At 56.2% G+C, this 13,674-nt stretch carries 14 protein-coding genes; 12 read left to right on the forward strand and 2 right to left on the reverse strand.

Translation table 11 applies throughout. The features are described from left to right. Window positions 1-43: 43 nt before the first annotated feature. A complete protein-coding gene (gene ytfQ / locus ACVLVH_RS14170; protein ID WP_192411923.1) occupies window positions 44-1,000 on the reverse strand; it encodes a galactofuranose ABC transporter, galactofuranose-binding protein YtfQ in 957 nt (318 codons plus the stop codon). Window positions 1,001-1,674: 674 nt separating this feature from the next. Between ytfQ and ydgT the strand changes: the two genes are divergently transcribed. The 9 genes from ydgT (at window position 1,675) to nth (ending at window position 8,941) form a co-directional block, all read left to right on the forward strand. Beyond that, window positions 1,675-1,890: a transcription modulator YdgT gene (gene ydgT / locus ACVLVH_RS14175; protein WP_167391211.1), complete on the forward strand. Its 216-nt coding sequence runs from the start codon at window positions 1,675-1,677 to the stop codon at window positions 1,888-1,890. A 110-nt stretch (window positions 1,891-2,000) separates the two neighbouring features. Then, complete coding sequence (locus ACVLVH_RS14180; protein WP_101764523.1) at window positions 2,001-2,444, forward strand: DUF2569 domain-containing protein; 444 nt, start codon at window positions 2,001-2,003, stop codon at window positions 2,442-2,444. A gap of 123 nt (window positions 2,445-2,567) precedes the next feature. Beyond that, a complete protein-coding gene (gene rsxA, locus ACVLVH_RS14185) occupies window positions 2,568-3,149 on the forward strand; it encodes an electron transport complex subunit RsxA (protein ID WP_101764524.1) in 582 nt (193 codons plus the stop codon). Beyond that, window positions 3,149-3,727, forward strand: a complete 579-nt coding sequence (rsxB, locus tag ACVLVH_RS14190; protein WP_110866053.1) for an electron transport complex subunit RsxB — start codon at window positions 3,149-3,151, stop codon at window positions 3,725-3,727. The genes rsxA and rsxB overlap by 1 nt, the downstream gene beginning before the upstream one ends. Next, on the forward strand, window positions 3,720-5,918 hold the full coding sequence (gene rsxC, locus ACVLVH_RS14195) for an electron transport complex subunit RsxC (RefSeq protein ID WP_498949585.1): 2,199 nt from the start codon (window positions 3,720-3,722) through the stop codon (window positions 5,916-5,918). Before rsxB ends, rsxC begins: the two co-directional genes overlap by 8 nt. Beyond that, window positions 5,919-6,977, forward strand: coding sequence for an electron transport complex subunit RsxD (gene rsxD, locus ACVLVH_RS14200; RefSeq protein ID WP_192411925.1), 1,059 nt, complete (start codon window positions 5,919-5,921; stop codon window positions 6,975-6,977). It begins immediately after the preceding gene. A gap of 2 nt (window positions 6,978-6,979) precedes the next feature. Beyond that, entirely contained in the window at window positions 6,980-7,615 is a 636-nt protein-coding gene (gene rsxG, locus ACVLVH_RS14205) for an electron transport complex subunit RsxG (RefSeq protein WP_101764528.1), read from the forward strand. After that, entirely contained in the window at window positions 7,608-8,309 is a 702-nt protein-coding gene (locus ACVLVH_RS14210) for an electron transport complex subunit E (RefSeq protein ID WP_110866050.1), read from the forward strand. Before rsxG ends, ACVLVH_RS14210 begins: the two co-directional genes overlap by 8 nt. Then, window positions 8,306-8,941, forward strand: coding sequence for an endonuclease III (gene nth / locus ACVLVH_RS14215; protein ID WP_101764529.1), 636 nt, complete (start codon window positions 8,306-8,308; stop codon window positions 8,939-8,941). The genes ACVLVH_RS14210 and nth overlap by 4 nt, the downstream gene beginning before the upstream one ends. Before the next feature lie 142 nt (window positions 8,942-9,083). Here nth and ACVLVH_RS14220 read toward each other — a convergent pair whose 3' ends face one another. Continuing rightward, window positions 9,084-9,773: a CTP synthase C-terminal region-related (seleno)protein gene (locus ACVLVH_RS14220; RefSeq protein WP_192411926.1), complete on the reverse strand. Its 690-nt coding sequence runs from the start codon at window positions 9,771-9,773 to the stop codon at window positions 9,084-9,086. 653 nt (window positions 9,774-10,426) lie between these two features. On the opposite strand from ACVLVH_RS14220, the gene dtpA reads away from it, so the two are divergent. The 3 genes from dtpA to gstA all read left to right on the forward strand — a co-directional run bounded on the left by dtpA (window position 10,427) and on the right by gstA (window position 13,666). Then, window positions 10,427-11,932 (forward strand): dipeptide/tripeptide permease DtpA, encoded by a 1,506-nt coding sequence (gene dtpA, locus ACVLVH_RS14225; protein ID WP_498949588.1) that lies wholly within the window; start codon window positions 10,427-10,429, stop codon window positions 11,930-11,932. Window positions 11,933-12,079: 147 nt separating this feature from the next. Beyond that, a complete protein-coding gene (locus tag ACVLVH_RS14230; RefSeq protein WP_192411927.1) occupies window positions 12,080-12,961 on the forward strand; it encodes a LysR family transcriptional regulator in 882 nt (293 codons plus the stop codon). A gap of 99 nt (window positions 12,962-13,060) precedes the next feature. Then, complete coding sequence (gene gstA, locus ACVLVH_RS14235) at window positions 13,061-13,666, forward strand: glutathione transferase GstA (RefSeq protein ID WP_192234504.1); 606 nt, start codon at window positions 13,061-13,063, stop codon at window positions 13,664-13,666. Window positions 13,667-13,674: the final 8 nt, after the last annotated feature.

Below are 13,674 nucleotides of genomic sequence, written 5' to 3' on the forward strand. Positions count from 1 at the left end.
GCCTTACGTCATCAAAAACCGCCCCGAAGGGCGGTTGCGGGGATCAGTAACCCATGCCTTTTTTGGTATCGAGCTGCGCCTGTGCGGAGTCCGGCAGATACAGTTTCGATTCTGTTTTGATGATTTTCGGCGGCATCGTGCCGTCTTTCTTGAATTTCTCCAGCGCGTCGAATGCCGGACCGGCCATATTAGGGGTCAGCTCCACGTTGGCATTGGCTTCACCGGCCAGCATCGCTTTATAGATATCGGGCACGCCATCAATCGAACCGGTCAGGATATCTTTGCCTGGCTTGAGGCCAGCTTCTTTAATCGCCTGAATCGCACCGATCGCCATATCATCGTTATGCGCGTAAACCATGCAGATGTTCTTGCCGTTGTTTTCCGCCTTGATAAAGCTCTCCATCACCTCTTTACCTTTACTGCGGGTAAAGTCACCGGACTGCGAGCGAATCACTTTGATATTGTCGTGGCTGGCGATGGCTTCGGCGAAGCCTTTCTTACGGTCAATCGCCACGCTGGCGCCGACGGTGCCTTGCAGCTCGACGACGTTACATTTTTTGTCCGCGACCGTTTTCACCAGCCAGTCGCCAATCAACTTGCCTTCCAGCACGTTGTCCGCAGTGACCACCGCCATGTACAGCGATTTGTCTTTCACCACGATGGCGCGATCGAGTAAGAACACCGGGATTTTGGCGTCTTTGGCTTCTTCCAGCACCGGTTCCCATCCCGTTTGCACCACCGGCGCAATGAAAATGGCATCAACGCCCTGCGCGATGAACGAGCGCACCGCTTTGATTTGGTTCTCTTGTTTCTGCTGGCCATCGGCGATTTTCAGCGTGATACCGCGCTTTTGCGCTTCACTTTTTGCCACATTGGTTTCTGCTGAACGCCAGCCAGATTCCGACCCAACCTGTGAGAAGCCCACCGTCATATCAGCAGCCAACACCGACGTACTCAGTGCCGAGCTCACCATGGCGGTCAAGAGTAAACGTTTCCACATAATTTCATTCCTCTGAAGGGAGTGTGTTGTAGGGGTACAAAACGCGAATTAAGCCTGGCTGAAAAGCGCGTAAACAAGCGCGACATACTTCACAAATCAGAGTGGATTAAAGGAGTTACGTGAACAGGCAATGGTTTATAGATCGTGGCATTATGGACAAAATGCCTGCTAATTATTGCGGAGGGGGTTAAATAAATGTAATAAACAGAATCGGTTATGCTTCTCACTTCTGGAAACGATTACAGCGGGCGCGTAAAGAATGGTTATGGTCTGCAGCGACAATCAATTATTGGTTTTGTGACTGCTCGCACAGAATGTGAGTGCCGGTTTCACGGCGTGTGCATAAATTTGCTGACCAGAGCGGAATAAACAGCGGATTCATTCGCAGCACGATCGGAAATACCTATTATAGAGACGGAGAAATAACGGTTTTCCAATAATGCGCTAATAGCGTGAGATTTTCTCACAAGCCCGCTAAATACCGGCCTGAATTTGCCTTAAATCGTACTTTATATGCGCGTTTAAAACGCGTAAAAGCCAAAAAAGTGTCGTTTCATGAGCGAATTAGCGCATGTTGTCTGAATTTTGTATTTTTTTATGAGTCGCGTATGGACTCTCGCCGCGTGCTCCCTATACTTGGGCACTTCCAAGTACTTTATATTTAAATGGCAATCATGACTGCATTAGATTACCTGCTGAAATTCCGCAAAGTGAATAATCTCGATAGTCTGGAAAAACTCTACGACCATCTGAATTATTCGCTGACTGATGATAAAGAGATCATCAATATGTATCGCGCCGCCGACCATCGACGTGCTGAACTGGTCTCTGGCGGACGTCTGTTCGATATGGGCCGCGTGCCGAAAACCGTCTGGCGTTACGTGATCTAATTGATTTATCCCCTCTCTATCTGCGCTCTTGCGTTGTCCAGGTCGGGCGTGCCCCGTTTGGACATGATACGCTCTGCATCGCCCTCTTCTCTGCAAACAGGATCTTGTCGATGACCCAACTGGTGAACCCGCCACGTATTGCTGGCTGGCTACTGCTGCCGCTGGCGTGGCTGATCATGACCATGCTGACCAGTGCGCTGGTGGTGGCGATGTATCTGAGTCCGCTGTTCAAACCCGAATTACGCACGACGCTGTTCTCACACGGCGGCACTTTGCTGACGCAATGGTCGATCTCGCTGCTGACTGCTGCGGTGGTATGGGCGTATAGCATTTGGGTGTGCTGGATTTTCTGTAAACGTTCGCGTCGCTTACCGCGCCATTACATTCTGTGGCTGCTGATGACCATCTTGCTGGCGTTAAAAACCTTTGCCTTCACGCCGGTGGCCGATGGCAAAGCGATTCAGACTTTACTGCTGTCGCTGCTGGCGGCTGCGGTGTTTGTGCCCTATTTCAAACGCTCTCAGCGCGTAAAACAGACGTTTATCCAGCCATAATGACGTGAGTTTCGTCAGCAATTTAATTCTGAGTGCTCTCAATGCTCACACAAACCCGTTGAAGGTTGAGATGCACCTCTCAATTCCGGATAATAGACGCCTTTCGGCTTCCCAGGTTAAAAAATGACCGATTACTTACTTCTCTTTGTTGGCACGGTGCTGGTGAACAACTTTGTGTTGGTCAAATTCCTCGGCCTTTGCCCATTTATGGGCGTGTCAAAAAAACTGGAAACGGCCATTGGCATGGGACTTGCCACCACTTTCGTGATCACGCTGGCGGCGATCTGCGCCTGGCTGGTGAATCACCTGATTCTGGTGCCGCTTGATCTGGTCTATCTGCGCACCCTCGCCTATATCCTGGTGATTGCTGTTGTGGTGCAGTTCACCGAAATGGTGGTGCGTAAAACCAGTCCGTCGCTCTATCGCCTGCTGGGTATCTTCCTGCCGCTGATCACCACCAACTGTGCGGTGCTGGGCGTGCCATTATTGAGCGTTAACCTCAATCACACCTTCCTGCAGGCGGCGCTGTATGGCTTCAGTGCGTCACTCGGCTTCTCGCTGGTGATGGTGCTGTTCGCCGGCATGCGCGAGCGTCTGGTGCTGGCGAATGTTCCCGCGCCGTTTAAAGGTAACTCGATTGCGCTGATCACCGCAGGTCTGATGGCGCTGGCCTTTATGGGCTTTACCGGGCTGGTGAAATTCTAATGACCGCGATTTGGATTGCGATTATCGCGCTGGCTGCATTGGGCCTGGTGTTTGGTGCCCTGCTGGGTTACGCCTCACGTCGCTTCGAGGTGGAAGAAGATCCGATTGTTGAGCAGATCGATGAGATTTTGCCGCAGAGCCAGTGTGGTCAGTGCGGCTATCCCGGCTGCCGCCCGTATGCCGATGCGGTGGGTAACAACGGTGAAGCGATCAATAAGTGCGCGCCCGGCGGCGAGCAGACCATGCTCAAGCTGGCCGCGCTGCTCAACGTTGAACCGCAACCGCTCGACGGCGGCGCAGACGTGCTGGAGCCGATACGTACCGTGGCCTGGATCGATGAAGAGAACTGCATCGGCTGCACCAAATGTATTCAGGCTTGCCCGGTGGACGCCATCGTGGGTGCCACGCGCGCCATGCACACCGTGCTGAGCGATGTCTGCACCGGCTGCGATCTCTGCGTTGCGCCTTGCCCGACCGATTGCATTGAGATGCGCCCGGTTGCCACCACCACGGCCAACTGGAAGTGGAATCTCGACACCATTCCTGTACGGGTGATCCCGGTAGAAACCCATGCTTAATTTGTTAAACCTGTTCCGCAAAGAGAAGTTGTGGGATTTTCAGGGCGGCATCCATCCGCCTGAGATGAAAACACAGTCCAACGGTACGCTGCTGAGCCAGTTACCCCTGCCTGAGCGCTTTATCATTCCGTTAAAACAGCATATCGGCCATGAAGGCGAGATTTGCGTGGCGCCCGGCGACAAAGTGCTGCGCGGCCAGCCGCTGACCTTTGGCGGCGGACGCATGCTGCCGGTGCACGCGCCAACGTCCGGCACCATCGAAGAGATTGCGCCACACATGACGGCGCACCCTTCTGGCCTCTCCGAGCTATGCATTTTCCTGCGTGCCGACGGCGAAGATCGCTGGACCACGCTCGATCCGCAGCCCGATTACCGCGCCCTGTCGCGTGAAGAAGCGGTAAAACGCATTCACAATGCGGGCATCGCCGGATTAGGCGGCGCGGGCTTCCCGACCGCCACCAAACTGCGCGGCGGCCTGCGCGGCGTAAAAACCCTGATCATCAACGCCGCCGAGTGCGAGCCGTACATCACTGCCGATGACCGTTTAATGCAGGATTGTGCCGCCGAAGTGTTGGAAGGCTGCCGCATTCTGGCGTGGGTGTTGCAGGCGGAACGCGTGCTGATCGGCATAGAAGATAACAAACCGGAAGCCATTGCCGCGCTGAAACAGGCATTGGGCGGCGATCGTGAATTGCAGATTCGTGTGATTCCGACCAAGTATCCGTCTGGCGGCGCGAAACAGCTGACGCAGATTCTCACCGGCCTCGAAGTGCCACACGGCGGACGTTCCACCGATATCGGTGTGCTGATGCAAAACGTCGGCACCGCGTGGGCGGTAAAACGCGCCATCGTAGACGGCGAACCGATCACCGAACGCGTGGTGACGCTGACCGGCGCAGCGCTGGCGCGCCCGCGCAACGTCTGGGGACGTCTCGGTACGCCGATCAGCCACCTGCTGCAGCATGCCGGTTTTACGCCGGGATCGCGCCAGATGGTGATCATGGGCGGCCCGCTAATGGGCTTTACCCTGCCGTCGCTGAACGTGCCGCTGGTGAAAATCTCCAACTGTATTCTGGCGCCGTCGGCCAGCGAAATGGGCAACGATCAGCAAGAGCAATCCTGTATCCGCTGCAGCGCCTGCGCGGATGCCTGCCCAGCGAAACTGCTGCCGCAGCAGCTGTTCTGGTACAGCCAGGGCGGCGATCACGAAAAAGCACGCGCGCACAATATTGATGACTGCATTGAGTGCGGCGCCTGCGCTTACGTCTGCCCGAGTAACATTCCGCTGGTGCAATATTACCGCCAGGAAAAAGCCGAACTGCGCGCCATCGATCTTGAAGCGAAACGTACCGCCGAAGCGAAAGCGCGTTTCGAAGCGCGTCTGGCACGCCTGGAACGCGAAAAACAGGCGCGTGAAGCGCGTCATGAACAGGCTAAACAGCGCGTGGCGCGAAGCGATCAGGGTGAACTCGACGCCGCCGTGGCACGCGTGAAAGCGCGTCAGGAAAAAACGCCGGAGCAGGATGCTGCGGAACGCGAAGCGCGTCATGCACAAGCCTTAGCGCAGCAGGCCGAGAAGCAAGCTGAAACGCAGGCGCTGAGTCGTCAGTCCGGCGATCCGCGTAAAGCGGCGGTGGAAGCGGCGATTGCCCGTGCGAAAGCGAAGAAAGCGGGCGCACCAGCGGCTGACGTCGCGCTTGCCGAGCCGCCAGCTGATGCGCCTGCGGCAGAAGTCGATCCGCGTAAAGCGGCGGTGGAAGCGGCGATTGCGCGTGCGAAGGCGAAGAAAGCTGCCGCAGCGGCAGAACCCGCACCCGCTGAGCCGCCAGCCGTCGCGCCTGCTGCTGAAGTCGATCCGCGCAAGGCCGCCGTTGAAGCGGCGATTGCGCGCGCCAAAGCCAAAAAAGCCGCCGCTTCCGCACAACCCGCTGCACCGGCACCCGCCGAGCCGTCAGCTGATGCACCTGCTGCTGAAGTTGACCCGCGCAAAGCCGCCGTTGAAGCGGCGATTGCGCGCGCCAAAGCGAAGAAAGCCGCGGCTGCCGCGCAGCAGGCTGAAGCCACATCTCCTGAAGTGGAGGCTGCTGCCTCTCCTGACTCCGCCGACCCACGCAAAGCGGCGATTGCCGCTGCGGTCGCCCGTGCCAAAGCGCGTAAAGCGCAGCAGCAGCCTTCGACGACTGAGGATTAAATGGCTTTTCGTATTGCAAGTTCTCCTTATACCCACAACCGCCGCAGCACCGGCAATATCATGCTGCTGGTGGTGTTTGCCGCGCTGCCGGGCATGGCCGCACAATGGTATTTCTTTGGCGTCGGTTTCTTAATTCAGGTTTTGCTGGCCACCGCCACCGCGTGGGTCACCGAAGGGGCGATTCTGCGCCTGCGTAAAACGCCGGTGTTGCCGACCTTATCCGATAACTCTGCTCTGCTCACCGCGTTGCTGCTGGGCATCAGCCTGCCGCCGCTCGCGCCGTGGTGGTTGGTGGTGTTAGGTACCATTTTCGCCATCGTCATTGCCAAACAGCTGTACGGCGGTTTGGGGCAAAACCCGTTTAACCCGGCAATGGTCGGTTACGTGGTGCTGCTGATCTCCTTCCCGGTGCAGATGACCAGCTGGTTGCCGCCCGATAGCCTGCAGGCGATCAAACCCGGCCTGCTGGATTCGCTCAGTATGATCTTCACCCATCACACGCTGGCCGGTGAAACCATGCAGCAGCTGCAGCTCGGCGTTGATGGCGTCAGCCAGGCGACACCGCTCGATACCTTTAAAACCGGCCTGCGTGCTGGGCACAGCGCTGAACAGCTGCTGGCGGAGCCGATCTACAGCGGCGTGTTAGCCGGTGTTGGCTGGCAGTGGGTTAACCTCGGTTATCTGCTGGGCGGCGCGCTGCTGCTGGCAAAGAATGCTATCCGCTGGCACATTCCGGTCAGTTTCCTCGTCTCGCTGGCGTTCTGCGCCACGCTGGGCTGGGTGTTCTCGCCGGAGTCGCTTAACTCACCGCTGATTCACCTGTTCTCCGGTGCCACCATGCTCGGCGCGTTCTTTATTGCTACCGATCCGGTGACCGCCTCCACCACCAATCGCGGCCGCCTGGTTTACGGCGCGCTGATTGGTTTGCTGGTGTGGCTGATTCGCAGCTTTGGTGGCTATCCGGACGGCGTCGCCTTCGCGGTATTGCTGGCCAATATTTGTGTGCCGCTGATTGATTACTACACTCAGCCGCGCGTTTACGGCCATCGCAAGGATTGAAGATGATCGAAGCTATTCGTAAAAATGCGGTGACGCTGGCGGCCTTTGCGGTGATCACCACCGGCGTGACGGCGGTGGTTAACTATGTCACCAAGCCGACGGTGGAGCATCAGACCGCGCTGCAACAGAAAAATCTGTTAGATCAGGTGGTGCCGACCGATCTGTACGACAATCACATCCAGCAAGAGTGTTATCTGGTGACCGATGCGCTGGCGCTGGGCAATGATCGCCCGCACCATCTCTATTTAGCGCGTAAAGGCGATCAGCCGGTGGCCGCCGCGCTTGAGACCACCGCGCCAGACGGCTATTCTGGGGCGATTCAGATGCTGGTCGGTGCCGATTTCCACGGCAAAGTGCTGGGCGTGCGCGTGGTTGAGCACCATGAAACGCCGGGCCTCGGCGATAAAATCGAACTGCGTATTTCAGACTGGATTAACAGCTTCAATGGCAAAGTGATCCACGGCGCGGATGACAAAAATTTTGCGGTGAAAAAAGACGGCGGTGAATTCGACCAATTTACCGGCGCAACCATTACGCCACGCGCGGTGGTCAACGCCACCAAGCGCACCGCGCTGCTGATTGAAACACTGCCAGCGAAGCTTGCTTCGCTGCCTGAATGTGGAGATGCAAATGAGTGAAGCCAAAAATTTACTGGTCGGCGGCCTGTGGAAAAATAACTCCGCGCTGGTGCAGCTGCTCGGTCTCTGTCCGCTGCTGGCGGTGACCTCAACCGCGACCAACGCTCTCGGTTTAGGCCTGGCGACCACGCTGGTGCTGACCATCACCAACAGCGCAATTTCCGCCTCGCGTCGTTGGGTGCCGGCCGAAATCCGTATTCCGATTTACGTGATGATCATCGCTTCAGTGGTGAGCTGCGTGCAGATGCTGATCAACGCCTATGCGTACGGTTTGTATCAGTCGCTCGGCATCTTTATCCCGCTGATCGTCACTAACTGCATTGTGGTGGGTCGCGCCGAAGCGGTCGCCTCAAAGAGCAGCATTCCGCTCTCGGCGCTGGACGGTTTTGCCATCGGCATGGGCGCAACCTGCGCGATGGTAACGCTGGGATCGATTCGTGAACTGATTGGCAGCGGCACGCTGTTCAACGGGGCGGATCAGCTGCTGGGGCCGTGGGCCAAAGCGCTGCGTATTGAAGTGGTGCACTTTGATTCGCCGATGCTGCTGGCGATGCTGCCACCGGGAGCCTTTATCGGCCTTGGCATGCTGCTGGCGGCAAAATACCTGATCGATCAGAAGATGAAACAGCGTGCGGCCACCCGTGCGGCAGCGCCTGAAACGGAGCCGCAAGGCGCAACCGGGAAAGCGGTGTGAATAAAGAGAAACGCGCGCAGATCCTGACGCGCCTGCGTGATGAGAATCCGCATCCGACCACAGAACTGAACTTCAGCACGCCGTTTGAGTTGTTGATTGCGGTGTTACTCTCCGCGCAAGCCACCGACGTCAGCGTCAACAAAGCTACCGCGAAGCTCTATCCGGTGGCGAATACCCCGGCAACGATGCTGGCGCTGGGCGTGGATGGCGTGAAGGAGTACATCAAAACCATCGGCCTGTTTAACAGCAAGGCGGAGAACGTCATCAAGACCTGCCGCATCCTGCTGGAACAGCACGGTGGCGAAGTGCCGGAAGATCGTGCGGCGCTGGAAGCGCTGCCGGGCGTCGGGCGTAAAACCGCCAACGTGGTATTGAATACCGCTTTCGGCTGGCCGACCATCGCCGTTGATACCCATATTTTCCGCGTCAGCAATCGCACCCGCTTTGCGCCGGGCAAGAATGTGGAAGAAGTGGAAGATAAGCTGCTGAAAGTGGTGCCGGCGGCGTTTAAAGTCGATTGCCATCACTGGCTGATTCTGCACGGTCGCTATACCTGCGTGGCGCGCAAACCGCGTTGCGGATCCTGTCTGATCGAAGATCTGTGTGAATTCGACGCCAAAACCGAACTCTGAATCGCGGGCTCTGACACATTTGCTGCGTCACGGCAAATGTGCCCTTTTCAACTGCGCGCACTAAAGCTTCATAGCGGGCCCCGGCCAGCGCACTCGCTGCTGGCTTAAGTGACACGCATTACGCCATAGACAAGCTGCGTATTTAACCTGCGGCGGCCTGCAACCAGGCGACCACCAGCGGCGACAGCCGGTTTTGTAACGCTGCCCGCTCGGACTGGAACAAGGTGGCGACAAAGAACGGGTGATCGGTCAATTCAATGCCGCGCACGTCGCCTTCCATATCCCACGACGTGATCTGCAGATTCTGCGTCGCCAGCGCTGCGCTGAACTCGGCGTTGACGCCAAAGTTGCAGTGATAACCCTCATCGCTCTGTAACGCACCGTAAGCCCGAGCAATACGTGAACCCGGCTGGAAGGTCACGCTGCCACGCTGTTCCACCAGCGAACAGGCCAGTGGCGCAATCACCCAGCGACCGCTGGGATCGGTTTCCGCATGCGCAGCATCTTCCCAGCCCAGCACATTGCGCGCGTACTCAACGATGGCGTACTGACATCCGCCGCACGAACCCAAAAATGGCTTACCGCTTTCCCGCGCCCAGCGAAGGGTGGCAAACACGCCCGTATCATTGAGATAAGGACTGCCCGGAACCAGCCAAATCGCCTGGTAATCATTGAGGTTGTGCTGATTGAGTTCCGGCGTGGCGATCCAGTCGGCGCTGACGTTGAGTGAAAGGGTTTTTGCAGCGAGTTGTACAGCGGGAGGAATGGCCTGATGCGCAACGGCATTAGCACGGTAATCGCCAATCAGGGCGACACGAATCGACTTCATCATGACTACGTCCTTTCAGGGAAAAAAGGAGGTTACAGCAAAGTTAACCCGCTGTCTAAACGCCTTTAAAGGTCGATTTATGCGGCTTTCGTTTCCACGCATTGCGCTTATGGACGCCTTTTTATCTGCCAAATAAGGTGTCAGACCGCGCTAATCTTCGCCAGATGTCAGCTACGCAAACGTTTTCTTCTTTTACCCTGATAATTAATTCGTGGTTTTGTGCGCAGGATCAACTAATTAGCGTTCTGGAATCTTTTGACTGCTTATTACGCTCACCAATCAAGCTGTTGTGCTTATATTGTGCACAACGGCAATAATAATCTCTGTATAAATTATGGTCTTTAGCGTTATGTTCTGATAAATCCGCTCTGAGCAGTTTATATCAGGAAAATGATCTTCACGATCTGCATTTCACCTGTTTATCCTGATATAATGCCCTCAAGCGAGATTTAACACTGATTTACAACTTTATATAACGGCATTAACCCTACCTATTGCAAGTATTTCAGCGTGCAGAAAATGCTTGCCCTGTTGGACTGATTCAGCCAAATTAGTCGCCGTTTTTCCTTTCTAATAACAATGTTGCGCGGGATTACCCAGCCCGACGCAGACTTAATTCCTGTCGCAAAACAGGCTATGTTAAAACTGAGGTATACGTGTCAACTGCAAACAAACACACTGAAGGGGCGCCAAGCCTCAACGCTTTTAAGCAACCGAAAGCGTTTTATCTGATCTTCTCCATCGAGCTGTGGGAGCGTTTTGGTTACTACGGCCTGCAAGCCATCATGGCGGTTTACCTGGTTAAACAGCTGGGCATGTCCGAAGCGGACTCCATTACGCTGTTCACCTCGTTTAGCGCGCTGGTGTATGGTTTAGTCGCCATCGGCGGCTGGCTCGGCGATAAAGTGCTGGGTACCAAACGCGTCATCGTGCTCGGCGTAATGGTGCTGGCGCTGGGTTATGCGCTGATTGCCTTCTCCGGACATGACACCTCAATGGTGTATATCGGCATGGCGACTATCGCGGTAGGTAGCGGTTTGTTTAAAGCTAACCCGTCTTCCCTGCTGTCGACCTGCTACGAGAAAGATGACGCGCGCCTCGACGGTGCCTTCACCATGTTCTACATGTCGATCAACATCGGTTCGCTGTTCTCGATGATGCTGACGCCGTGGCTGGCCGCGAAATATGGCTGGGGCGCCGCGTTCTCGCTGTCGGTTGTCGGTCTGGTGATCACGCTGCTGAACTTCCTGTTCTTCCAGCGTGTCGTGAAAAACTACGGATCCAAGCCGGATTTTGCCCCGCTGCAGATGGGTAAATTGCTGATGACGCTGATTGGCGTGGTAGCACTGATTGCGCTGGCGGCCTGGCTGCTGCATCACCAGAGCATCGCACGTATGACGCTGGGCGTCATCGCCGCAGGTATCGTGGTGATCTTCGCCAAAGAAGCCTTCGCGCTGAAGGGGGCCGCACGTCGTAAGATGATCGTGGCCTTCCTGCTGATGGTTGAAGCGATTGTGTTCTTCGTGCTCTACATGCAGATGCCGACCTCACTTAACTTCTTCGCTATCCGCAACGTTGAGCACGCGATTCTCGGCATCACCTTTGAGCCGGAGCAGTTCCAGGCGCTGAACCCGTTCTGGATTATGCTGGCAAGCCCGATTCTGGCCGCGGTGTACAACAAGCTTGGCGATAAAATGCCGATGCCACACAAATTCGCCTTCGGTATGGTGCTGTGTTCAGCGGCCTTCCTGGTGCTGCCGTTTGGTGCCAAATTTGCCAACGAAGCCGGTATCGTCTCAGTGAATTGGCTGATCCTTAGCTATGCGCTGCAGAGCATTGGTGAGCTGATGATTTCCGGTCTGGGCCTGGCAATGGTGGCACAGCTGGTACCACAGCGTTTAATGGGCTTCATCATGGGTTCGTGGTTCCTGACCACCGCGGGTGCGGCAATGATTGCCGGTAAAGTCGCGAACCTGATGGCGGTGCCGAATGATGTGACCGATCCACACACGTCACTGGCGGTCTACAGCCATGTGTTCCAGCAGATTGGTATCGCCACCGGCGTGATCGCCCTGCTGATGTTAATCACCGCGCCACTGCTGAACCGCATGACGCAGGATGATAGTCAAACTGAACTGAAACGCGCCAGCGCCAATCAGTAAGCAGAAAGCCGGGCGTGTCCCGGCTTTTTTCTACCGACTATTTCGCCGCCATTCACATTTCCTTTAACGATTTCTGCTACCCACACTTCGCTTTTTGCTCGCTTAACTTCATGATGTCGGCTCACTGTTAATCTGAGTGGAATAAGCATGGACAGGTTTGATGAGCTTGAGGTATTTGTCGCGGTTATCCAGCAAGGCAGTTTGGCCGGTGCCGCACGTTTGTTACAGCGATCGCCACCGGTGATCACGCGCACCCTCAACACTCTTGAAGCCCGCCTCGCCACCACTTTGATTGAACGCACCACGCGCCAGCTGGCACCCACCGAAGCTGGCTGGCAGCTGTTTGAGCAGGCACAGCGCGTGCTGAGCGATTATCAGCGCGCCATCGACAGCGCTCACCACAGCGGCCTGCATGGCTTGCTGCGTTTAACCGCGCCGGTGCAGTTTGGTCGTCGCCACGTCATGCCCCTGGTGAATGCCTTCCTGCAACAGCATGCGGAGATGCAGATTGAAGTGGTGCTCAGCGACAGCTATCAGGACCTGATCGAAAACGGCCTCGATATCGCGCTGCGCATTGGTGCACTGCAGGACTCTTCGATGGTGGCGCGTCAGGTTGGCACTGTGCGTTCAACGCTGGTTGCCAGCCCCGACTATCTGCAACAGGCTGGCACGCCTGTTCATCCCACTGAACTGACTCAACATGCGTTAGTGACGAGCTTGCGCCATACGCGCGAGTGGCGCTTCGCTCACGACCTGCGCGTGCGCATCACGCCGCGTCTGCGGGTTAATGACGTGGAGAGCCAGCTGGAAGCGCTGCGCAGCGCACACGGCATCGGACGGCTGCTGTCGTATCAGGTTCTTGACGATATCCACAGCGGGAAACTGCTGCGCTTGCTGCCAGAATGGGAACCCGCGCCGCTTCCGGTGCAGTTAGTGACCCAGCGTGTGAAGAATATGACGCCTAAAGTGCGGCAATTTTGGGCTTTTGCGCTCGAAAAGCTGCCGTTACTACCATGCTTTGCTGAATAAACCTGAACGGTGACCGCAATTCCTGATCGCAGTCACGGGTAAATATCCCTGGCAGACTTATGCTGCTTTGATCACCACAACACTTAAGGAGAAGCCATGATGAAACTCTATTGTAAGCCCGGTGCCTGTTCGCTATCACCGCATATTGTCGCGCTGGAATGCGGACTCGACTTCACCCAGGTGAACGTGGACCTGCAGAAGAAAGTGACCGAGCAGGGAGAAGATTACTGGCAGATTAACCCGAAAGGACAAGTGCCGGCGCTGCAGTTTGACGATGGCAGCATCCTGACCGAAGGCGTGGCGATTGTGCAATATCTGGCGGATCTCAAGCCGGATCGCCATCTGCTGGCACCGACCGGCAGCCTGACGCGCTATCACACGCTGGAGTGGTTGAGTTTTGTCAGCAGCGAACTGCACAAAAGTTTTAGCCCGCTGTTCCGTCCGGATACGCCGGAAGAGTACAAAACCATTGCCCGTGCGCAGCTGGAGAAAAAGTATCAGCAGGTGAATGAGGCGTTGCAGGATAAACAGTGGCTGCTGGGATTACGCTTTACCGTTGCCGATGTGTATCTGTTCGTGGTGACGCGCTGGGCTAAAGCCATCAAGCTGGATTTAGCGGGGCTGGATGCGCTGGAAGCCTGGTTTAATCGGGTTGCGGAGCGCCCAGCGGTGCAGGCGGCATTGAAGGCGGAAGGTTTGGTTTGATCCGGCGC

It is taken from the genome of Kluyvera sp. 1366 (assembly GCF_054823405.1).

Coding starts and splice junctions, on each gene's coding strand:
- ytfQ (WP_192411923.1), bottom strand. CDS start 1,000: ATGTGGAAACGTTTACTCTTGACCGCCATGGTGAGCTCGGCACTGAGT.
- ydgT (WP_167391211.1), top strand. CDS start 1,675: ATGACTGCATTAGATTACCTGCTGAAATTCCGCAAAGTGAATAATCTC.
- ACVLVH_RS14180 (WP_101764523.1), top strand. CDS start 2,001: ATGACCCAACTGGTGAACCCGCCACGTATTGCTGGCTGGCTACTGCTG.
- rsxA (WP_101764524.1), top strand. CDS start 2,568: ATGACCGATTACTTACTTCTCTTTGTTGGCACGGTGCTGGTGAACAAC.
- rsxB (WP_110866053.1), top strand. CDS start 3,149: ATGACCGCGATTTGGATTGCGATTATCGCGCTGGCTGCATTGGGCCTG.
- rsxC (WP_498949585.1), top strand. CDS start 3,720: ATGCTTAATTTGTTAAACCTGTTCCGCAAAGAGAAGTTGTGGGATTTT.
- rsxD (WP_192411925.1), top strand. CDS start 5,919: ATGGCTTTTCGTATTGCAAGTTCTCCTTATACCCACAACCGCCGCAGC.
- rsxG (WP_101764528.1), top strand. CDS start 6,980: ATGATCGAAGCTATTCGTAAAAATGCGGTGACGCTGGCGGCCTTTGCG.
- ACVLVH_RS14210 (WP_110866050.1), top strand. CDS start 7,608: ATGAGTGAAGCCAAAAATTTACTGGTCGGCGGCCTGTGGAAAAATAAC.
- ACVLVH_RS14220 (WP_192411926.1), bottom strand. CDS start 9,773: ATGATGAAGTCGATTCGTGTCGCCCTGATTGGCGATTACCGTGCTAAT.
- ACVLVH_RS14230 (WP_192411927.1), top strand. CDS start 12,080: ATGGACAGGTTTGATGAGCTTGAGGTATTTGTCGCGGTTATCCAGCAA.
- gstA (WP_192234504.1), top strand. CDS start 13,061: ATGAAACTCTATTGTAAGCCCGGTGCCTGTTCGCTATCACCGCATATT.